Here is a 19,088-nt window from a genome sequence, read left to right on the forward strand (position 1 = left end):
CCTACTTATATTCTAATTTATTTACTACAAGTTTTTTATTTACAAAAGGGTCAATTATTGCATTTATTTCGTCTAATTTATATTTTAAAGGAAATCCTATTTTAGAATTTGTTGCTGTACTTTCTAAAATATAAAACCGTTTATCATTTACATAAAGTGCTTTTTTATTTGGTAGTTTTTCTAAATCCACAATAACAAAAATATGTTCAGGAACAAGTACAAAATAGGCTTCATATCCACGCACTTTTAACATTGAAATCAAAAGATTTGATTTGTCATCACAATCTCCAAAGTTTTGTTCAACCACTTGTTTTGCACTTCTTGCGATACTTTCATTTATTTTATATGGAATAGCTGTCGTAAAATCAAGCATTGCTTGAACTTCGCAGATTTTATTTTTATTACAATTTTTTGTTAAAAAGTCTGCTAATTTTATAGTGTAATCATCAGTTCTAACTTGGTTTACATAAGTTGAATCCCCAATATCTATAAACTGATTTTTAACTATAAAAAATGAAGAGATGATTATATAAATCACATAAGTTATAAAAACAAAAGAGATTAAAAAAGAAAGATATTTTAAAAATCTATTTTCTATTAACATATCTCGTTTAATGCCTTTTGTAAAGTTTCATTTGCATTTGAACTTTTCACTGCAATTCTTACATGTGAAGAGTTTAAATAATCAAAATTTGAACAATCCCTAACCATAATTTTATATGGTTTTAATAACTCTTGAAACTTTTTTGCACTTAGATTTTTTAGTTTTACTAAAACATAGTTTGCACTACTTTCAAAAATCTCTTCCACTAAAGTTGAGTTTTTTAAAATATTTTCTAACTCTATTTTATTTTTAATATTTATAGCTTTTGAAATTGATTTAAAAAGTTTATCTTCAAGTGCTGCTTGTAAATAATTTGAATCAAACTGTGATAATTTCCACATAGGTTCAAACTCTTTTAGTTTTTTTATGTTCTCTTTTGTAGAAACTATTGTTCCAACTCGTATTCCAGCACTTGAATAAAACTTTGTCATTGATTTTAGAATATACAATTTATCGTAAGTTTCTAGGTATTTTATAGCACTTGGTTTATCACAAAAATCTAAAAAACTCTCATCTATCAAAATCGTACAAGATTTTTTTATCCAAAATTCCATCAACTCTTCTAAATCATAATATTTTCCATCAGGTGTTGAAGGATTTACAAAAATCACTAAAGAGTTCTCTTTTACATCTTCTTTTATATTTTCAAATCTATCTATTGTATGAAGTTCATATTCAAAATTTAAAGCAGCTTTTTTATACTCTAAATATGCAGGTGAATAAATAGTGCAAGAGTTTAGATTTAGATGTTTAAATAGAGTAAAAATAGCAGAACTTCCACCATTAAAAAGTTCTATCTGAGAAGTTTCAACTCCATAATTAAAAGCTATTTTTTCATATAACTTATCATAAGTTGGATATGATGAAATATCTAAAGTGTTAAAATCAATATTAATTTGAGGTTTTACAAAATTTATATTTGAAGATAAATCAATTATTTCAGTCACACTACAACCTAAATCAAAGGCAAATTTTTCTATTTGTCCACCATGTTCAAATGTTTTCATAATATTATCGCTAGTCCTATATTTAAAAGTATTAATTCTGTGTGTTCAAGGGTAAAACCTAAACAATCACCATTTACAAAACCGAATTTATTGTTTAAGATTTTTAGAATAATATAAAAACTAGCTAAACTTAAAACAAATAAAACCAAAACATTTGAGCCAATAAAAAATGCAAAAATCACATAAATGAAAGCAAAAATTTTTAGTTGAAAAATCCCAGAGTTTGCAAAAGCCAAAGATAAAAAACTATCTTTACTAAATTTAAAATATCCAAGCAAATAAATCAAATTTAGTCTTGAAAGAATGCAAACAATCAAAAATAAAACATATTGTTTTTCATATAAAACATAAGTGAGTATTCCTACTTTTAATAAAACAAAAGCCACACCATATAAAGCACCAATTGCTCCAATAGTTGATTCTTTCATGATTTTATAAGCATCTTTTCCACTATATGAAGCAAACCAAGCATCAACCACATCTATTATTGCTTCTGTATGAATAAATCCATAAAGTGCTAGATATACAACTGCGCAAACAAAAGCAGAATATAAAGGATTAAAAAATTCATTTAAACCAAAATTTAATCCAATTACAAGTGAAGATAAAATAGCTCCAACAAGTGGCAATAAAACTAAAGTATATTTGTAAGTTTCATTGTTTATTTCCATGTTTTTAACAAATACTGGAATTATAGTAAAATAAGAAAGTGCAAAGAAAAAAGCGTTTGATATTTGTTTCATTTTAATCTTCTTTCAATTCCATATTTCACCTCATAAACCTCATCACAAAGTTTTGCTAACTCTTGTCCAATTAGACCTGAAAAATCTACAAATCTTCGTGACTCTTTATCAAATGGAATTATTCCACAAGAGACATCATTTAAAATAAAAATGATATTTGTTTCTATTTGGCAAATCTTTTGAAGCTGTGTTTTTAGAGTCTCTTCTTTCTCTTCAAGATTGTTAAAAAGCCACATAGAAACACAATCTATCAAATATGTTTTATTAACTTCAACAATTTTCGTTAAATCTTTTGGCTCTTCAATAGTGATAAAATCTTCTTTTCTCTCTAAAATATGTTTATCTATTCTATTTTGCATAGAATCATCCCCAAAAGAGTTATCATAAGTTGCCACATAATATGGTTTTTCATTTGTTGATAATTCTAAAGCTTTTTTAATTCCAGCTTTTGTTTTTCCTGATTTTTGCCCACCAAAATAAAATATTTTCATCAAAGTTCCAAAAAGTTTTTAATACCAGTAAATACAATCTGAGCAGATAAAGCAGCCAAAATCAAACCTGTGATTTTTGAAATAACTAAAAGTCCTTGTTTTCCCATCATTCTTTCAAATATACTTGAACTATAAAGCATAAAACCTATTACTAAAACAGCACTAATCAAAGCTAAACTTCCAGTTAACATAGAAGAAGTATCTTCAAAAGTGGCACCCATAACAAGTAAAATACCTATTGTTCCAGGTCCTACAATAACAGGAATTGATAAAGGTACAACAGCTAATTGAAGGACATCTTTATCTCCAACTTTTGCACTATCTTTACTTCCTTTTACCAACTCAATAGCTGTTAAAAATAGTAAAGCTCCTGCTCCTATTCTAAAGGCATCAAGGGTAATTCCAAAGATTGTAAATATATGTTTTCCAAAAAATAACAATATCATACTTGTAATGATTACCGAAATGGTAACCTTAATAGCCAAAGCCTTTTTTTGTTTTGCACTTGCTTCTTGAGTTACAGTTAAAAATACTGTCAAAGCAAAAAAAGGTGCCATAATAAAAAACATTTTTAAAAATGTTGAAATAAATAAATCCATAAAAATCCTAAATTATATAAAGATTAAAAATATTTTTTAATCTCATTTGCCCAAAGTTTATAGGCACTTCCATTTAGATGTAAATCATCTGATGTAAACTCTTTTTTTAATACTTTTTGTGGTGCAAAAATTGGATTTAGATTTATAAATGTGATTTGATTTTCATTTGCATATTTTTCTAATCTTTTATTTAACTCTTCAACTTTTGGGTTAAAATTTTCCATTCTTTTTTCACCAATAAAAAGTGTTGATTGAATATAAACTTTTATATTTTTATCTTTAAAAGTTTTAATTATTTTCATATAATTGTTATAAATTTCATCAACTTCTTTTCCTCGCATAATATCATTTACACCAATCATTATAAAAACTTGTTTTATACTTTTATTTATACTATCTAATCTATCCAATACTCCACTTGTAGTATCTCCACTAATTCCTCTATTTTGAACTTTGTTATTTTCTAAAAGTTCATCCCATAAACCTTCGTCTGTTATTGAATCACCTAACATCATAGTTTCATATTTATCACTATTTTTCAACATCTCAAATTGGCTCTTTCTATGTTTATAATATGGGTCATCTTGTATTTGCCAAGCTTGTAACATAATCATACTTCCAAAAAACAATATCAAAATCTTTTTCATCTTTTATCCTAAAAAACTCTCTATTTTATTTGTAATTTGCTCTTTTGTTAAACCATTTATAGTGGCATAACATAAAGCTGCTCCACAACCAACTCCCTCTTTTGCTTCACCTTCATCATAAAGTTTAAGTGCAGGATGATTTGATAAAGAAAAATCAAACTCACTTGCATATGTATTAATAGGAAAATCAAGTTGTTCTAAAATTGCTTTAATATTTGAATTTTCATCTTTACTTATCCATTTAGTTGTACAAAGGGCAAGATTTGAAGAATCTATCTCTCCATCCATACTTTTTAAAATAGAATTTACCACAAGTAAAACTGATGCCATTTGAGTTCCACCAGCAAGAATAACTTTTAACTCATTTACCCTACTTCCAAGTATAAATCCCGCATTAAAAATAATCATATTATCACTAACTTTTGATAATTTTTCAAAAATATCATCATTTTTATCTATAGTATCAAGTGCTTTTTTTATAGTTTCATTTTTTATATCACTTGGATTATTTTTAAATGAACTTGAAAAATATCCATCACATTCATAACCAAGAGCTTTTGCAGTTGCATTTGCTGTTGTAGTTCCTGCTGGAATTGTTTCAGCTAAAATCACATATTCATCTTTTGTTTGATAATTTTGTCCAAACTCTAAACCTTTTTGAAATATTTCCATAGCTTCTATTTTTGCACCAGCTGTAATTGATTCACTTGGTTTTATATCAAAATTATGAATTTTAAAATAATTAATTTGAGGAATTACCTCCAATCCTAAATTTAAAATCTCTATATTTGAATATGGATTTAACTCATGGATTGCTCTTGTTATAAGTGCAGGTGTTGGAACACCCTTTGGAGTTTGTGCAATATCAGGAAGTGAACGTACTTCTTTTGTGCATAAAAACTCAGCATCAAGAGTTGGTGTAAGATAAAGTTTTCCAGGGATTCCAGCTTGTGAAATGTTTGGAATTTCACATGTTTTTGTAACACTGCAACTAAGTAAAAAAGTTGCTTTTTTACCCCTCAAAAATTCTAAAAAATCTACTTTTCCTAAAATTGTTTCAAAATTCATTAAAAACCTTATAAATAATTTTTTAGAAGTATAACAAATATTAGATAAATACGTATTTTTTAATATTAGCTTATATTTATTTTGTAACTAAATTATTATATAATGTTTTCATAATTTCAATAAGGAGGATTTATGTCAAATCAAATGTTAAAAATGATTGCACCACTTGCAGTCTTAGTCATTTTCTGGTTCATTCCTGCACCAGAAGGTTTGTCAGCTAACGCATGGCATTTTTTAGCAGTATTTTTTGCTGTTGTTGTAGGGCTTATTCTTGAGCCTGTTCCTGCTGCGCTTGTAGGTTTTACAGGTATTTCATTTGTTGCACTAATAGGATTAGTTGGAAATCCTAAAGAGAGTATCACTTGGGCACTTTCAGGATTTTCAAATAGTGTTATTTGGTTAATCTTTGCAGCATTTATGTTTGCGAGAGGTTACGAAAAAACAGGACTTGGGAAAAGAGTTTCTTTAATCATGGTTAAATTTATGGGGAAAAGCTCATTAGGTCTTGGATATGCTGTTGCATTTTCTGACTTAATTTTAGCACCATTTATGCCATCAAACACTGCAAGAAGTGGTGGTTCTGTTTATCCTGTTGCTATTAATATTCCACATATTTTCGACTCATATCCTGACAAGGATCCAAGAAAATTAGGTGCATATATCTCTTGGGTTGCAATTGCAACTACTTGTGTTACAAGTTCTATGTTCCTAACAGCTCTTGCTCCAAATCTATTAGCAGTTGATTTAATTGGAAAAAGTACAGGTCATGTTATTAGTTGGGGAGAATGGGCAGGAGTAATGTTACCATTAATGATTCCATTATTTTTATTAACTCCTTGGTTAACTTATGTAATCTATCCACCAACACAAAAAAAATCTCCAGAAGCTCCAGCTTGGGCTAGTGAAGAGTTAAAAAAACTAGGACCTGTTACTTTTAAAGAGTATTTAATGGCATCTTTAGCAACAATTGCTCTTGTTTTATGGATTTTTGGAAAAGAGTTTGGTGTTGATTCTACAACTGTTGCCATCTCTATTGTTGCAATTATGGTTTTAGCAAATGTTATTACATGGGATGACTTACTTTCAAATAAAGCTGCATTTAATGTACTTATTTGGTTCTCAACTTTAGTTGCAATGGCAGCTGGACTTAAAAAAGTAGGTATTTTAGACTGGATTGGAGCAAATACTCAAACTATGTTGTCAGGAATGAATTCAACAACTCTGATAATAGCATTAGTAATATTATTCTTTTTATTACACTATTTCTTTGCAAGTGTTACTGCTCATGTTACAGCTTTAATTCCTGTATTTATGACTATTGCAGCAACACTGTTACCACCAGAACAAATAATTCCATTTACAGTTATTTTAGCTGGAAGTTTAGGGGTTATGGGAATTATCACTCCATATGGAACTGGACCTTCTCCTATTTGGTATGGTGCTGGATATATCTCTCAAGCAAGATGGTGGGCATTAGGTGCAATTTTTGGAGCACTTTATCTTGCCGTTATTGTTGTTGGAGCATTTATATTTATCTAAAATATTTAAAAGAGAGTTTCTCTCTTTTAAATAATCGTTTGATATGTTAAAAAACAAGCTATCATAAATAAAACTATTTTTATAACTTTTTTATAACTCTCTTGAGGAATTTTATCTTTAATTTTAAGTCCAATAAACATGGAAATAAATACAATAATCAAACTGCTAAATGAAGTTATTATCAACTCTTCAGTAAATGAACCATGAATTGTAAAAAGAACTATTTGAATAACTTTTCCAAATAAAAAACATAAATTTGTTGATTGAATTATCTCTTTTTTTGTATGTTTCGATTCAAGTGAATATATTATTAAAATAGATGCCATTACATTTGTTAAACCACCAATAATTCCAGCAATTAATCCAAATACAACCATAGATAATCTTTTCTTTTCCCTTATCCATTTCATTTCAATTCTAAATTTTTGAATAAATAGATATAAAAATATTGAAAGTGCAAGTAATAATTTAAAAAAATCTGAACTACTAAAAATCAATATTTGTGTTCCTATTGCACTTCCTATCATAGCTAAAATTGCTATTGGATAAAATCTTTTTACTGCTTGTATAAAGTTTCCTTCACTGTAAATAGATATAAGATTTATAAAAAGAGTAGGAATTGCAATATATAAAATTGCTGTTTTAACATCTGTTACCATAGCTAAAAGTGGAGTTGCAATCATAGGAAAACCAAAACCAATAGTTCCATGAACTAAAGAAGAGACTAAAAGGATAATAGAAAAGATAATTAAAAAGTCAGTGGTAAAATCCATAATAAATCCTAAAAAAGATTTATTATAGATAAATTTGATTTAAGTTTAGAAATTTTTATTTAAGATTTCCAAAAACTCTTTTGGATTTTTATATCCAACAATTTTTGAAGAGGTAATCTCTTTTTTATCTTTATCCCAGAAAATAATTCCTGGAGGTCCAACTATTCCAAACATTTTTTGTAAAGCTTTGTCATCATCATTATTTGCTGTAACATCAGCTTTTAAAAGTGTAAAACCTTGAAGTTTTTTAATAACCTCTTCATCTTTAAATGTTATCTCTTCAAACTCTTTACAAGCAATACACCAAGAAGCCCAAAAATCCAACATCACAGGTTTATCTGAGTTTTTAATTGCAAGTTCAAGCTCTTGAATATTTTTTATTTTTGTAAATACAAGTTTTTCATCTAAACTTTGTACTGCTTTTGATGAAGTGAATTTTTCCAAAGGATTTAAAGGATTAGTTGCACCACTAATTGCCCCTACAAATAAAACAACACCTAAAATGAAAAGTACAACTGTAATCAACTGAGTTAAAATATGTTGATAAATCTTTAGATAAATTGCACTTCCTAAAAGTAATAATGCCCATAAATAGATAATTATAGTTGCATCTAAAACTCTATCTAAAAGCCAAATTGCAACACCTAACATTACTATTCCAAAAATTCTTGTAATACTTTCCATCCAACCACCAGGTTTTGGCATAAATTTTCCTGCACCTAAACCAATTAGAAGTAATGGAACTCCCATTCCTAAACTCATAACAAATAAAGCTAATCCACCAAGAAGAGCATCACCAGTTTGTCCAATATAAACTAATGCTCCTGCAAGTGGTGGAGCAACACAAGGACCAACAATAAGTGCTGATAAGAATCCCATAATAGCAATTCCAGCGATTCCTTGTTTCTCTTTTCCATCAGTAGTTTTATTTAATTTTGTTTGAATAGATTGTGGAAGTTTTATTTCAAAATAGCCAAACATTGAAAATGCAAGTGCAACAAAAACTAAAGCAAAAACAACTAAAACATAAGGATTTTGTAAAGCAACTTGTAAATTTGCTCCAAAAATTCCTGCAATCACTCCAGCTATTGTATATGCAACACTCATTGATAAAACATAAACTAAAGATAAAAAGAAACCTCGACTAGCTGTCATAGTTTCATTTTTTGAAGCACCAACAATTATCGAAGATAAAATTGGAATCATTGGAAAAACACAAGGAGTTAAAGATAAAAGTAATCCAAATCCAAAAAATGTAACTAAAACTAAAAGTAGATTTTTCTCTTTTAAACTATTTGCAATACTATCTGTTTCACTAAGATTTTCATTTGTTTCTATCTTTTGCTCTATATCTTTTTTTGTTTCAACTTTTGGTGCAACTTCAGCCAAAGTTAATAGATATTTTTCATTAATTGGCGCATAACAAAGCCCAAGTTTTGAACAACCTTGGAAATGAAACTCTATTTCATATTCATTTGAATCAATTTTTGATTTTAATAAACTAAAAGGAATAGTTAAATCTAAATTATTAAAATGAACTATAAACTCATCATAAGTTACAGGTTCAGGAACATTAAGCTCTTCTGTAATATCAATTTTTTGAGGTTTTGATACAAGAATCTTGATTTTATCATCATATAAATATATATCTTTGCCTAACTCCAATTTTATATTCAAATCATCTTGATTTTTCGTAAAAGTTGTTTTAAATGCCTCTTCAGGTTCTAAAACTTTTGGATTTAATTCTAATGAAAATGAATATACAAAAGTAAGTAAAAATAGTAAAATTTTTTTCATTTTTTATCTTTTATTTAAAATTTTCTTGAGAAGTTAAAAGTAACTCTTCTTTACTTAAAATACCAACATACTCTTTAATTGGTTTTCCATCTTTAAAATATACAAGAGTTGGAAGTTTTGAAACTCCATATTTTTTAGCCAAAACATATTGTTCATCAATATCAACTTTAAAAATTTCAACATTTTCAGGTTTTATAACATCGAAATCTTCTAAGTTATTTGCCAAAATTTTGCATGGAGGACACCAAGAAGCATAAAAATCTACGATAACATTTTTACCTTTTATTTTTGACTCAAAATTATCTATATTTAGATTTTCATATGCAAAAACAGAAATTACACTAAATAGAAGTGTAAAAATTACTTTATTCATTCTTTACCTTTTTAAATTTTTTTTATTATATTTAATCTTTGTAAAGAGTTTGTTTATACAAATTTATAATTTTAAATTTATTTTTATATATAAGAATTTATTATATATTTTATGTTAACATCACATTTTATAAAGGATATTTTTATGAATAAATTAGTTGATTTACAACCAAGAATTGTTGAAAAAATGATAAATGATAATATTGTGATGATTGATGTAAGACGACCTGATGAGTGGGTTAGAACTGGCGTAATAAAAAATGCTCATTTGATTACTTTTTTTGATGAATTTGGTGATTATGATATTGAAAAATGGATGGCTGAATTTGAAAAACTTGTAACATCAAAAGAACAAACTTTTGTTTTAATTTGTGCCCATGCAAATAGAACTAGAAATATAGGAAATTTTTTAATCGAACAAGGTTATAAAAATTGTGCTCATCTATTTGGAGGAATGGCTTTATGGCAACAAGAACAAAGAGAAACTGTTCCTTATAAACTTTTTAAAAATTAGGAGTTTAAAAAACTCCTAAGCCCCAATATTATCTTTTTTGATTTTTCTTTTTTGAGGATTAATTGCACATCTTGGTTTTACACTTTTTTCAATATAATCCATTATTTTTGCTGCAATATTTATATTTGTAGATTTTTCAATTCCTTCTAAACCTGGACTTGAATTTACTTCCATTACAAGTGGTCCTCTACTTGATGGTATCATATCAACTCCACAAACTCCAAGCCCCATAGCTTTTGCTGCTGCTATTGCTGTTGCTTTTTCTTTTCTATTTAGTTTGTAAGCTGTTGCACTTCCACCTTGATGTAAGTTTGACCTAAAATCTCCCTCTGCACCTTGTCTTTTCATAGCTCCAACAACTTCATTATTTACAACAAAAGCTCTAATATCAGCTCCACCCGCTTCTTCAATATACTCTTGAACAAGTAAATTTACATCCATTCCATAAAAGGCATCAAGAACTGATTTAGCAGCTTTTTCACTATCAACTAAAACTACTCCAACACCTTGTGTTCCCTCTAAAATCTTTAAAACTAAAGGTGCTCCACCACTTAAAGCTATCACATCTTTTGCATTTGATTTATTTGAAGCAAAAACTGTTCTTGGCATATCAACACCATTTCTTGATAAAACTTGTAAACTTCTTAATTTATCTCTACTTCTTGTTAGTGCTAAATTTCCTGTTGTACTAAATACATCTAACATCTCAAAGTGTCGCACCATCGCTGTCCCATAAAATGTTCTACTTGCTCCAATTCTAGGAATAATAGCATCAGGTGGAGGTAAAACTTTACCTTCATAATTTACAACTAACTCACCTTTCATAATTTCTATAGTACATTTTAAATAATCTATTACTCTTACTTCCCAGCCTTTGTTATTTGCCTCTTCAACTAATCTTTTTGTTGAATACAAATCTTTATTTCTTGATAATATATAAATCCTCATAGGAACCTTCTTTTATATAACTTTTGTTAGATATTCTTTTGAAACATCAACTAGGAATCTATTAACTAAAAACTTTCTACCAATTAACATAGGATACTTCATATCTGACCTATCTGTTAATGATATATCTGTCTTATATTTTTTTCCAAAAAAAGAGACTGTTACTTGAATTGTCGCTCTTAATTGAACTGTTCCATTTGAACTTTTTACTTTTTTTAATTTGTAAAGGGGCATTACTATTTTTTTTCCATGGTAAGCTGGATGAACTTCATCCAATAATTTAAAAGTTACAATTTTATTTTCATTATCAATAAAAATATCATCGCAATGTAATGAGTTTGAATCAGCTCCTGTATCAATTTTAGCATCTAAACCATATAGTTCTAAATCTAAAATATCAACTATTTCTCTTCTTCCTATAATCTTTTTTTGTGACATAATTTACCTCTTAAAAAGCTAATTATATCACAAAACTATTCCAGAAAAATTACAAAATTTACTTTTTAGCCTCTAATGCTTTTTGTAAAATTGAGATAACTTCTTCTAAGTTTTCATAAGGGATATGAGATTTCCATTGGATATCTTGTCCATTTAATGAAATACCAATACTTACGATATCTGCTGTATCTTTTCCATAAGGCTCAGTTACATTAGAGATAGAAATTTTTCCTTTTTTAGTACCAGAAAGTGCTATTGTTCCTAATTCAGTAATTGTAGACATATTAATCCTTTATTATTTTAATTTTATTGTACAAAAATAAACCTTTGTTTAATTAAAATTACTCAATCTTTAAAGAAGGTTCACCCAAATAAAAACCTTGAAATTCATCAACACCTAAATCTAAAAGATTTTCATATACTTCTTTTGAATGTACAAATTCTGCAACAACTTTTATATTTAAAGCTTTTGAAAAATCAACTATTGATTTTACCATTTCATAAGAGTTTTTGTCATTATTAATATTTTTTATTAAAGAACCATCAATTTTTATATAGTTTGGTCTTATTTTTAGAATATGAGCAAAATTTGAATATCCTGTTCCAAAATCATCAATTGCTATTTTTATACCTTGTTTTCTATACTTTAAAATAAAATCTTCTAACAAAGTATAATCACTAATATAATCACTTTCTAAAATTTCAAATACAACTCTTTGTTTATTTTCATTTTCTAATTTATCAATATTTTTATCTAAAGAGATTATAAAATCCGTATCTAAAATATCTTTAAAACTTAAATTAAAAGTTATTTGTCTTTTTGTTTTTGATAAATCAAGAAAAGCTTTTGAAATAATTTGATTTGATAATTGTAAATATTGTTTTGTTTTAACTGAAATATCTAAAAATAAGAATGGACTTAAATAAACAGTTTCACCCTTTTCATTAACATCTTTTATTCTCATCAATGTTTCATACTTAACAATCTCATTATTTCTATTAAAAATTGGTTGATAAAAAGGTACAACAGCATCTTCTTCAATTGCTGTTTTTAATTTTTCTCTCCAATACATTGATTTTTTTATAATCTCTTTTGTGTCAATTTCATTATTGTAAACAAAAAACTTCATATTTGCTTTTTTTGCTTTTTTAAGTGCAATTGTTGCTGCTTTTATTGGTTCATCTTGAGCAATTGAAATACCTAAAGTAACATTTATAAAAACATCAATATCTAACTCTTCTATACGAATTGGTCTATTTTTAAATATTGTACAAAGTTCACTTATAAACTCGTCATATTTTGTAAAACCCATCATTTTTTTATCTGCTAAACAAAATACATTTCCATAAATTCTATATGGAGTAACACTAAATTTTGTTGCAAATTCATTTAATATTTTTGCAACTTCTATTAATACTAAATTTCCAGTTGAAAAACCATAAAGTTCGTTTATATCACCAAAAGCATCAACATCAATTAAAGCAATTGATACAAAATCATTATCTTTTATATCATCTTCTAAAGCTGTTCTATTTTTTAGATTTGTTAAATCATCATAATATAACCTATCTTGAATCTCTTTTGTTTTAACTTGAACTTGTTCTTCAAAATTCTTTCTATTATTTTCAACTTGGTCGAGTAAAGTATTAAATTGTGTTGCTAAAAATCCTATTTCATCTTTTTCTTTAACGCCATTTTCAAACTCAGTTGTTACATTTGCTTTTTGAACTTCTTTAAACATTTTATTTATAGGTGCAATAACTTTAACACTAATTATAATTGCAATAATTGATAATACACCAAATAAAACCATTGAAATATTTAAAATTAAAGAGTTAGTTCCAGCAACAAAACTTGTAAAATCATCTTTATAAATATTTGAAACTATATACCAATCTAATTTTTCATTATAATCAATCCAAGATAGTTTTTCATAAGAATAATTATGTGGGTCATAAACTCTATTCCAGTTATATTCAAAAACTCTTTTTTCATTATAAGCTTTTTTCAATTCTTCAAATAAATATTTTTTTTCAACTCCAGGAATTAAAGATTTGTCAAACTCTTTTGATGTAAATTCTCCACTTGGGTCAAAAATAATCTTTCCTTTACTATCAAAGATAAAGGCATATCCTGATTTTCCTAAAATTACTCCTGAAAGTAATAATTGAATCTCTTTTTCAAAATTTTCTTTATTTTCAATACTTCTAGATTTTTCATTTATTACCCAAACCATTCTATCAAATTGAGTTTTAGAATTGTTTATTTCTGTATTTGTTAAAAAATAATTAATTTTTGGCGATAAAAAGAAAACAACAAAAAACAAATAAGACAAAAGTCCTAAAATAAACAACCAAGCAATCTTTAGAAAAATTCTAGTATTCATATGTTACTTCTTTAAAATTATATTTTTGCTATTTTTTGACCAAATCTAACATTTTGATTTAATAAATCCTCTATTTGTACAGAATCTTTTTCCCAAATCATAACAACAGTTGAACCCATTTTAAAGTAACCTAAACAATCACCTTTTGTTATTTCAATATTGTCATAAGTATAAACTTTTATCTCTTTTGTATCTGTATTTGTTTCAACTCTATTTTCAAATTCAAATACCATTTGTCCTACATTTAATGCTCCAACAAAAACCATATAAAAAAGTTTTCCATTGTTTTCGCACTCTAAAATTACTCTTTCATTTTGAACAAAAAGTTCAAACTCTTTATTTAGATATTTTAAATTTACAGGATAAAGTTTTCCCGGAACATGAATTAATTTTTTTAATTTAAAATTACATGGTGCGTGATATCTATGATAATCTTTTGGTGATAGATAAAAATTCATAAATGAACCATCTTTTAATCTCTCAAAATTATCCGTACAGTAGAATGTTAATAACTCTTCTACGCTGTATTCCATACCTTTTATTTGTAATGCAATATCATCTTTTAAAATTCCACACTCTGTGATTAAACTATCAGTTGGAGAAATAATCGTATTTATATCTGTATCTATTTCTCTTTTAATTATTAGTTCTCTAGTGAATAAATCATTTAAAGATTTATAATATCTTGCATTTTTAAATTCACTCATGTTAAGTCCCATCAGTTTTACATAACTTGCATTTATAATTTTTTGAATAAATGTTGGGAACTCTTTTTTAGCGAACTTTCCAAAATATTGAGAAATTAGATTTGTAATATGCATTATTTTCCTTTTTTTAATCAGTTAAGATATTATTTTATCCTTTTTTTCTTCTTAAATTGCTTTAATAGAAATTTAGCTAGTCTTTCATTTTAATTTTAACAATTTTTATAAGGATATTTTTAATGTACAAAATAGTTGTAGCAAATCAATGTGGATGTTTCAAAAATTCTAATTTACAAAATAATTTAACTTTTGAATCAAAAGATGAAGCATTAACAAAAGCAATAGAAATGAGAAATATTATGAATACAGAATTTTGTAAAAAACACACTTTTGAACTTCAAGAGATGTTTAATAATTTTGTGATTTCATTTTATACAGAAGCAAGAGATAATTGCTGTGGAAATGGTTGTTGCATGTAAGCAACAACTATTTTTTAGGAACTAAAATATACATTTTCCCTTTTTCTTTCATTCTTCCAGCATATTCAAAAGCAGTAGAACCAAATCCCCAGAAAAAATCAGCTCTAATTTCACCTTTTATAGCCCCACCAACATCAGCAGCAACCATTAATTGATTCATCGGTTTTTTTGTAATTGGATTTTTTGTACTTAAAAATATTGGCATTCCAAGAGGAATATAACTTCTATCAACTGCTAAATTTCTTTTTGCTGTTAATACACTACCAAGACTTCCTTTTGCTCCCTCTTTTGAAACTTTAAAAAATATGTAACTCGCATTTATATTCAAAACTTCATCAATTTTTGAAGGATTTTTTATAAAAAACTCTTTCATACCTTGAATAGATAAATCATTTTTTGTTAAATACCCTTTTTCAAGCATATAATTTCCAATTCCTGTATATGGCCAGCCATTTTGTTCAGCATAACCTACATTTATCAATTTTCCATTATCTAATTGAATTTTCCCTGAACCTTGAATATGAAGAAAAAATAGATCATATTTATCATCAACATAAGCAATTACTTCTAAATTTGGATTTTTAGGATTTTCTTCTATCTCTTTTCTTGTGTCATAAGGAACAATCTTATTTCCAACCATTTTTCCTCTTGACTTATGATTTTTCACATTTTCATCATCTGAAAAAATTAGATTTTTCGGAATTTTATAAACTGGATATTTATACTTTTTTGTTTTTTTCAAACTTCCATATAAAAGTGGTTCATAATAACCTGTGATAGTACCTTCATCACTTGATTTACTATCAATTAATTTATATGGTTGAAAGTTTGTTATAAAAAATTTTCTTCCATCTTTTTCAGATTCAGCTTTTTTACAAACTTCTTCAAATAACTCATATCTTTTTGATCTTTTGCAATCTTTTTTAAATACTTCTAAAGCATAATCTAAATCATCTTCAAAAAATCCCTCAATCTGAGGAAAAGAGACTAATTCCATTCTATTTATTTGTTCTTTTTCTTCTATTGCTGTCTCTTTTTTAATTTCACTTTTTTCAATTAACTCTTTTTTACTTGAACAAGCTGTTACAAAAAATAAAACAAAAAGAATAAATAATATATTTTTCATTAATTACAATATGAAGATGAATTTATAGGATGAATCTCTTTTAAACCACAATTAGAACAAGAAAATTCAACTTCTTTAACACCTGAACAACCATGGTCTTTTAAAACTCGGCTGCTAATTATTTCATGGGTAAAAGTTGTATTGCTGTTTTTATCAAAAAAAGTTTTTGTTTTTTGTTTACAAGTTGGACACTCTCCACTAAGAAGTAAACTTAATCTATTTTTTTTGGTATTAAAATATAAAAGGACAGAAAATATTGAAATAAGAAAGGCTATAAGCAGGAAAATTATAGTTTGCATGAAGCAGAGTTTTACTCTACTTCAGCATCGATAACATCATCGTCATCTTTTTTTGCTTTTTGGTTTGGTTGAGCACCAGCTTGGTCTCCACCCTCTTTTTTATACATAGCTTCTGCTAATTTGTGAGATTTTTCAGTTAAAGTTTTTAATTTTTCTTCAATTTGCTCTTTTGTAGCATTTTCATCTTTTAAAGTCTCTTCTAAATCAGCTGCTGCATCAATAATTGCTTTTTTCTCATCTTCAGAAATTGCATTTTCATTTTCTTCTAAAGTTTTTCTTGTAGAGTGTAATAATGCATCTGCTTGATTTCTTACTTCAATTACAGCTTTTTTCTTAGCATCTGCTTCTTTGTTTGCTTCTGCTTCTTGAACCATTTTTTCAATTTCTGCATCACTTAATCCAGATGAACCAGAAATAGTAATTTTGTTCTCTTTTCCAGTTCCTTTATCTTTAGCAGATACATTTAAAACACCATTTGCATCAATATCAAATGTTACTTCAATTTGAGGAACACCTCTTGGAGCTGCTGGAATATCTGATAATTCAAACATACCTAAAGATTTGTTATCTTTAGCAAATTCTCTCTCACCTTGACATACGTGAATAGAAACAGCAGGTTGATTATCATCAGCTGTACTAAATACTTGAGATTTTTTAACAGGGATTGTTGTACCTTTTTCAATTAATTTAGTCATAACTCCACCTAAAGTCTCAATTCCTAAAGATAATGGAGTAACGTCTAATAATAATACATCTTTAACATCACCTTTTAAAACTCCAGCTTGAACAGCGGCACCAGCTGCAACTACTTCATCAGGATTTACACCTTTATTTAAGTCTTTTCCAAAGAAATCTCTTACAACTTTATTAGCTTTTGGTAATCTTGTAGATCCACCAACCATAATAATTTCTTGAATTTCATCTTTACTTAATCCAGCATCTTTTAATGCAATTTTGATGTGGTCTAAAGTTTCATTTATTAAATGTTCAGTCATAGACTCAAATTTTGCTCTTGTTAAAGATTTAACTAAGTGAATTGGTCCTGCATTTCCCATAGAGATAAATGGTAAGTTAATCTCTGTTGATTCAGCAGATGATAACTCTTTTTTAGCATTTTCAGCTGCATCTTTTAATCTTTGTAACGCCATTTTGTCGTTTTTAATATCAAAACCATTTTCATCTTTGAACTCTTTTGCTAACCAATCAATAATCGCGTTATCGAAGTCATCTCCACCTAAGAATGCATTTCCATCAGTTGAAAGAACTTCAAATGTACCATCACCAATTTCTAAAACAGTAACGTCAAAAGTTCCTCCACCTAAATCGTAAACTAGAACTTTTTCTTCACCTTTTTTATCTAAACCATAAGCTAAAGAAGCAGCTGTTGGCTCATTGATAATTCTTAGTACGTTTAATCCTGCAATTGTTCCAGCTTCTTGAGTAGCTTTTCTTTGCGCATCATTGAAATATGCAGGTACTGTAATAACTGCATCAGTTACAGTTTGTCCTAAATATTCTTCTGCATCAGCTTTTAATTTTGATAAAATTTTTGCTGAAATTTCTTGTGGAGTATATACTTTTCCAGCGATTTCAACTGCTGCTGCTCCACTTCTGTCAACAATTTTATATCCAACTTTAGATTGAGCAGCTTTTGCATTTGGCTCATCCATCATTAGACCCATAATTCTTTTAATAGAATAAATAGTTTTTTCTGGATTTGTGATTGCTTGTCTTTTTGCTGGATCTCCAACTAAAACTTCACCTTTGTCTGTAAATGCAACAATTGAAGGAGTTGTGTTTTTTCCCTCTTTATTTGGGATAATTTTTGCTTCCCCATTTTCATAAACTGCTATACAAGAGTTTGTTGTTCCTAAATCTATTCCTATTACTTTACTCATTTTTAATCCTTTATCAAAGTTTTGTTTTAATTTTATTTATAATTTTTCAAATCTATCTAGTTTTATGACATCACGGTCAGAAAATTACTAAGACTAGTTAGCTATACTAACCATAGAAGGTCTTAAAAGTCTATCTTTTAATTTATAACCCTTTTGTAACTCTTGAACAATTTGTCCAGATTCGTGGTTTTCACTATCAACTTGCATAACTGCATTGTGAACATTTGGATCAAATTCTCCATCAGTTTCAACTTTTGTAATATTATGTTTTTCAAAAGTAGTATTGAAATTTTTAATAGTAAGTTCAATTCCTTCTTTTAATTTTCTTAATAATTCACTAGCATCAATATCTGCATTTGCAGAAGCTAAAGCCATTTCAAGTGTATCAATTGGAGTTAATAAATCTTTTGCAAATTTTTCACTTGCATAATCAATTGCTTGATATTTTTCTCTCTCCAATCTTTTTTTAATATTTTCAAAGTCCGCATGAACTCTTAAATATTTCTCTTCACTTTGTTTTAACTCTTCTTCAAGTCTAGCAATTTTTTCTTCTAAACTCTCTTCTTTTGAAACTGTTTCTTCTGTTGTTTCAGTTGTTGTCTCTTCTTGAGCTGTTTCTTGTTCTACTAATTCTTCTTTTGTTTGTTCACTCACA

22 protein-coding genes are annotated in these 19,088 nt (G+C 27.4%); 3 read left to right on the top strand and 19 right to left on the bottom strand.

All coding sequences use genetic code 11. The annotated features are described in order from the left end of the window. Nucleotide 1: 1 nt before the first annotated feature. From AELL_RS13120 to cobT, 7 genes are read right to left on the bottom strand one after another with little or no spacing between them, the layout of a single operon-like run. A complete protein-coding gene (locus tag AELL_RS13120; RefSeq protein WP_118918381.1) occupies nt 2–604 on the bottom strand; it encodes a transglutaminase-like domain-containing protein in 603 nt (200 codons plus the stop codon). Next, on the bottom strand, nt 598–1,611 hold the full coding sequence (locus tag AELL_RS13125; protein ID WP_118918382.1) for an aminotransferase class I/II-fold pyridoxal phosphate-dependent enzyme: 1,014 nt from the start codon (nt 1,609–1,611) through the stop codon (nt 598–600). Before AELL_RS13125 ends, AELL_RS13120 begins: the two co-directional genes overlap by 7 nt. After that, entirely contained in the window at nt 1,608–2,354 is a 747-nt protein-coding gene (locus AELL_RS13130) for an adenosylcobinamide-GDP ribazoletransferase (RefSeq protein ID WP_118918383.1), read from the bottom strand. The genes AELL_RS13125 and AELL_RS13130 overlap by 4 nt, the downstream gene beginning before the upstream one ends. Continuing rightward, entirely contained in the window at nt 2,351–2,845 is a 495-nt protein-coding gene (locus tag AELL_RS13135) for a bifunctional adenosylcobinamide kinase/adenosylcobinamide-phosphate guanylyltransferase (protein WP_118918384.1), read from the bottom strand. Before AELL_RS13135 ends, AELL_RS13130 begins: the two co-directional genes overlap by 4 nt. Beyond that, nucleotides 2,845–3,444, bottom strand: coding sequence for a MarC family protein (locus AELL_RS13140; RefSeq protein WP_118918385.1), 600 nt, complete (start codon nt 3,442–3,444; stop codon nt 2,845–2,847). The genes AELL_RS13135 and AELL_RS13140 overlap by 1 nt, the downstream gene beginning before the upstream one ends. A gap of 23 nt (nt 3,445–3,467) precedes the next feature. Further along, nucleotides 3,468–4,091, bottom strand: coding sequence for a GDSL-type esterase/lipase family protein (locus AELL_RS13145; protein WP_118918386.1), 624 nt, complete (start codon nt 4,089–4,091; stop codon nt 3,468–3,470). A gap of 3 nt (nt 4,092–4,094) precedes the next feature. Continuing rightward, nucleotides 4,095–5,159, bottom strand: a complete 1,065-nt coding sequence (gene cobT, locus AELL_RS13150; RefSeq protein ID WP_118918387.1) for a nicotinate mononucleotide-dependent phosphoribosyltransferase CobT — start codon at nt 5,157–5,159, stop codon at nt 4,095–4,097. A gap of 132 nt (nt 5,160–5,291) precedes the next feature. Here cobT and AELL_RS13155 point away from each other — a divergent pair, with 132 nt between their 5' ends. Next, on the top strand, nt 5,292–6,698 hold the full coding sequence (locus AELL_RS13155; RefSeq protein ID WP_118918388.1) for an anion permease: 1,407 nt from the start codon (nt 5,292–5,294) through the stop codon (nt 6,696–6,698). Between the two features lie 26 nt (nt 6,699–6,724). Here AELL_RS13155 and AELL_RS13160 read toward each other — a convergent pair whose 3' ends face one another. From AELL_RS13160 to AELL_RS13170, 3 genes are read right to left on the bottom strand one after another with little or no spacing between them, the layout of a single operon-like run. Continuing rightward, on the bottom strand, nt 6,725–7,471 hold the full coding sequence (locus AELL_RS13160) for a sulfite exporter TauE/SafE family protein (protein WP_118918389.1): 747 nt from the start codon (nt 7,469–7,471) through the stop codon (nt 6,725–6,727). A 45-nt stretch (nt 7,472–7,516) separates the two neighbouring features. After that, nucleotides 7,517–9,268: a protein-disulfide reductase DsbD gene (gene dsbD, locus AELL_RS13165; protein ID WP_118918390.1), complete on the bottom strand. Its 1,752-nt coding sequence runs from the start codon at nt 9,266–9,268 to the stop codon at nt 7,517–7,519. A gap of 10 nt (nt 9,269–9,278) precedes the next feature. Further along, nucleotides 9,279–9,641, bottom strand: a complete 363-nt coding sequence (locus tag AELL_RS13170; protein ID WP_118918391.1) for a thioredoxin family protein — start codon at nt 9,639–9,641, stop codon at nt 9,279–9,281. 144 nt (nt 9,642–9,785) lie between these two features. Here AELL_RS13170 and AELL_RS13175 point away from each other — a divergent pair, with 144 nt between their 5' ends. After that, complete coding sequence (locus AELL_RS13175; RefSeq protein ID WP_118918392.1) at nt 9,786–10,154, top strand: rhodanese-like domain-containing protein; 369 nt, start codon at nt 9,786–9,788, stop codon at nt 10,152–10,154. A 15-nt stretch (nt 10,155–10,169) separates the two neighbouring features. On the opposite strand, the gene rimK is transcribed toward AELL_RS13175, so the two are convergent. The 5 genes from rimK to AELL_RS13200 are packed head-to-tail and all read right to left on the bottom strand — an operon-like array spanning nt 10,170 to nt 14,748. Then, complete coding sequence (rimK, locus tag AELL_RS13180) at nt 10,170–11,102, bottom strand: 30S ribosomal protein S6--L-glutamate ligase (RefSeq protein WP_118918393.1); 933 nt, start codon at nt 11,100–11,102, stop codon at nt 10,170–10,172. 12 nt (nt 11,103–11,114) lie between these two features. Then, the gene (locus tag AELL_RS13185) at nt 11,115–11,540 is read right to left on the bottom strand and encodes an ATP-dependent zinc protease family protein (RefSeq protein WP_118918394.1); all 426 of its coding nucleotides are present in this window, start codon (nt 11,538–11,540) and stop codon (nt 11,115–11,117) included. 58 nt (nt 11,541–11,598) lie between these two features. Beyond that, complete coding sequence (locus AELL_RS13190; protein WP_118918395.1) at nt 11,599–11,823, bottom strand: hypothetical protein; 225 nt, start codon at nt 11,821–11,823, stop codon at nt 11,599–11,601. Nucleotides 11,824–11,881: 58 nt separating this feature from the next. Next, nucleotides 11,882–13,927 carry a sensor domain-containing phosphodiesterase gene (locus tag AELL_RS13195; RefSeq protein ID WP_118918396.1) on the bottom strand — a complete coding sequence of 682 codons (2,046 nt, stop codon included), beginning with the start codon at nt 13,925–13,927 and terminating at the stop codon, nt 11,882–11,884. A gap of 17 nt (nt 13,928–13,944) precedes the next feature. After that, nucleotides 13,945–14,748 (bottom strand): phosphatidylserine decarboxylase, encoded by an 804-nt coding sequence (locus AELL_RS13200; protein ID WP_118918397.1) that lies wholly within the window; start codon nt 14,746–14,748, stop codon nt 13,945–13,947. A gap of 122 nt (nt 14,749–14,870) precedes the next feature. Here AELL_RS13200 and AELL_RS13205 point away from each other — a divergent pair, with 122 nt between their 5' ends. Then, nucleotides 14,871–15,110: a hypothetical protein gene (locus AELL_RS13205; RefSeq protein WP_118918398.1), complete on the top strand. Its 240-nt coding sequence runs from the start codon at nt 14,871–14,873 to the stop codon at nt 15,108–15,110. A 7-nt stretch (nt 15,111–15,117) separates the two neighbouring features. Here the strand turns inward: AELL_RS13205 and mltA are convergent, their stop codons facing one another. The 4 genes from mltA to grpE all read right to left on the bottom strand — a co-directional run bounded on the left by mltA (nt 15,118) and on the right by grpE (nt 19,087). Then, nucleotides 15,118–16,236, bottom strand: coding sequence for a murein transglycosylase A (mltA, locus tag AELL_RS13210; protein WP_118918399.1), 1,119 nt, complete (start codon nt 16,234–16,236; stop codon nt 15,118–15,120). Further along, nucleotides 16,236–16,535: a hypothetical protein gene (locus tag AELL_RS13215; protein ID WP_118918400.1), complete on the bottom strand. Its 300-nt coding sequence runs from the start codon at nt 16,533–16,535 to the stop codon at nt 16,236–16,238. Before AELL_RS13215 ends, mltA begins: the two co-directional genes overlap by 1 nt. An 11-nt stretch (nt 16,536–16,546) precedes the next feature. Continuing rightward, nucleotides 16,547–18,433, bottom strand: coding sequence for a molecular chaperone DnaK (gene dnaK, locus AELL_RS13220; RefSeq protein ID WP_118918401.1), 1,887 nt, complete (start codon nt 18,431–18,433; stop codon nt 16,547–16,549). Nucleotides 18,434–18,526: 93 nt separating this feature from the next. Next, nucleotides 18,527–19,087, bottom strand: a complete 561-nt coding sequence (grpE, locus tag AELL_RS13225) for a nucleotide exchange factor GrpE (protein WP_118918402.1) — start codon at nt 19,085–19,087, stop codon at nt 18,527–18,529. Nucleotide 19,088: the final 1 nt, after the last annotated feature.

Source organism: Arcobacter ellisii, from assembly GCF_003544915.1.
Lineage (GTDB): Bacteria > Campylobacterota > Campylobacteria > Campylobacterales > Arcobacteraceae > Aliarcobacter > Aliarcobacter ellisii.

Coding starts and splice junctions, on each gene's coding strand:
- AELL_RS13120 (WP_118918381.1), bottom strand. CDS start 604: ATGTTAATAGAAAATAGATTTTTAAAATATCTTTCTTTTTTAATCTCT.
- AELL_RS13125 (WP_118918382.1), bottom strand. CDS start 1,611: ATGAAAACATTTGAACATGGTGGACAAATAGAAAAATTTGCCTTTGAT.
- AELL_RS13130 (WP_118918383.1), bottom strand. CDS start 2,354: ATGAAACAAATATCAAACGCTTTTTTCTTTGCACTTTCTTATTTTACT.
- AELL_RS13135 (WP_118918384.1), bottom strand. CDS start 2,845: ATGAAAATATTTTATTTTGGTGGGCAAAAATCAGGAAAAACAAAAGCT.
- AELL_RS13140 (WP_118918385.1), bottom strand. CDS start 3,444: ATGGATTTATTTATTTCAACATTTTTAAAAATGTTTTTTATTATGGCA.
- AELL_RS13145 (WP_118918386.1), bottom strand. CDS start 4,091: ATGAAAAAGATTTTGATATTGTTTTTTGGAAGTATGATTATGTTACAA.
- cobT (WP_118918387.1), bottom strand. CDS start 5,159: ATGAATTTTGAAACAATTTTAGGAAAAGTAGATTTTTTAGAATTTTTG.
- AELL_RS13155 (WP_118918388.1), top strand. CDS start 5,292: ATGTCAAATCAAATGTTAAAAATGATTGCACCACTTGCAGTCTTAGTC.
- AELL_RS13160 (WP_118918389.1), bottom strand. CDS start 7,471: ATGGATTTTACCACTGACTTTTTAATTATCTTTTCTATTATCCTTTTA.
- dsbD (WP_118918390.1), bottom strand. CDS start 9,268: ATGAAAAAAATTTTACTATTTTTACTTACTTTTGTATATTCATTTTCA.
- AELL_RS13170 (WP_118918391.1), bottom strand. CDS start 9,641: ATGAATAAAGTAATTTTTACACTTCTATTTAGTGTAATTTCTGTTTTT.
- AELL_RS13175 (WP_118918392.1), top strand. CDS start 9,786: ATGAATAAATTAGTTGATTTACAACCAAGAATTGTTGAAAAAATGATA.
- rimK (WP_118918393.1), bottom strand. CDS start 11,102: ATGAGGATTTATATATTATCAAGAAATAAAGATTTGTATTCAACAAAA.
- AELL_RS13185 (WP_118918394.1), bottom strand. CDS start 11,540: ATGTCACAAAAAAAGATTATAGGAAGAAGAGAAATAGTTGATATTTTA.
- AELL_RS13190 (WP_118918395.1), bottom strand. CDS start 11,823: ATGTCTACAATTACTGAATTAGGAACAATAGCACTTTCTGGTACTAAA.
- AELL_RS13195 (WP_118918396.1), bottom strand. CDS start 13,927: ATGAATACTAGAATTTTTCTAAAGATTGCTTGGTTGTTTATTTTAGGA.
- AELL_RS13200 (WP_118918397.1), bottom strand. CDS start 14,748: ATGCATATTACAAATCTAATTTCTCAATATTTTGGAAAGTTCGCTAAA.
- AELL_RS13205 (WP_118918398.1), top strand. CDS start 14,871: ATGTACAAAATAGTTGTAGCAAATCAATGTGGATGTTTCAAAAATTCT.
- mltA (WP_118918399.1), bottom strand. CDS start 16,236: ATGAAAAATATATTATTTATTCTTTTTGTTTTATTTTTTGTAACAGCT.
- AELL_RS13215 (WP_118918400.1), bottom strand. CDS start 16,535: ATGCAAACTATAATTTTCCTGCTTATAGCCTTTCTTATTTCAATATTT.
- dnaK (WP_118918401.1), bottom strand. CDS start 18,433: ATGAGTAAAGTAATAGGAATAGATTTAGGAACAACAAACTCTTGTATA.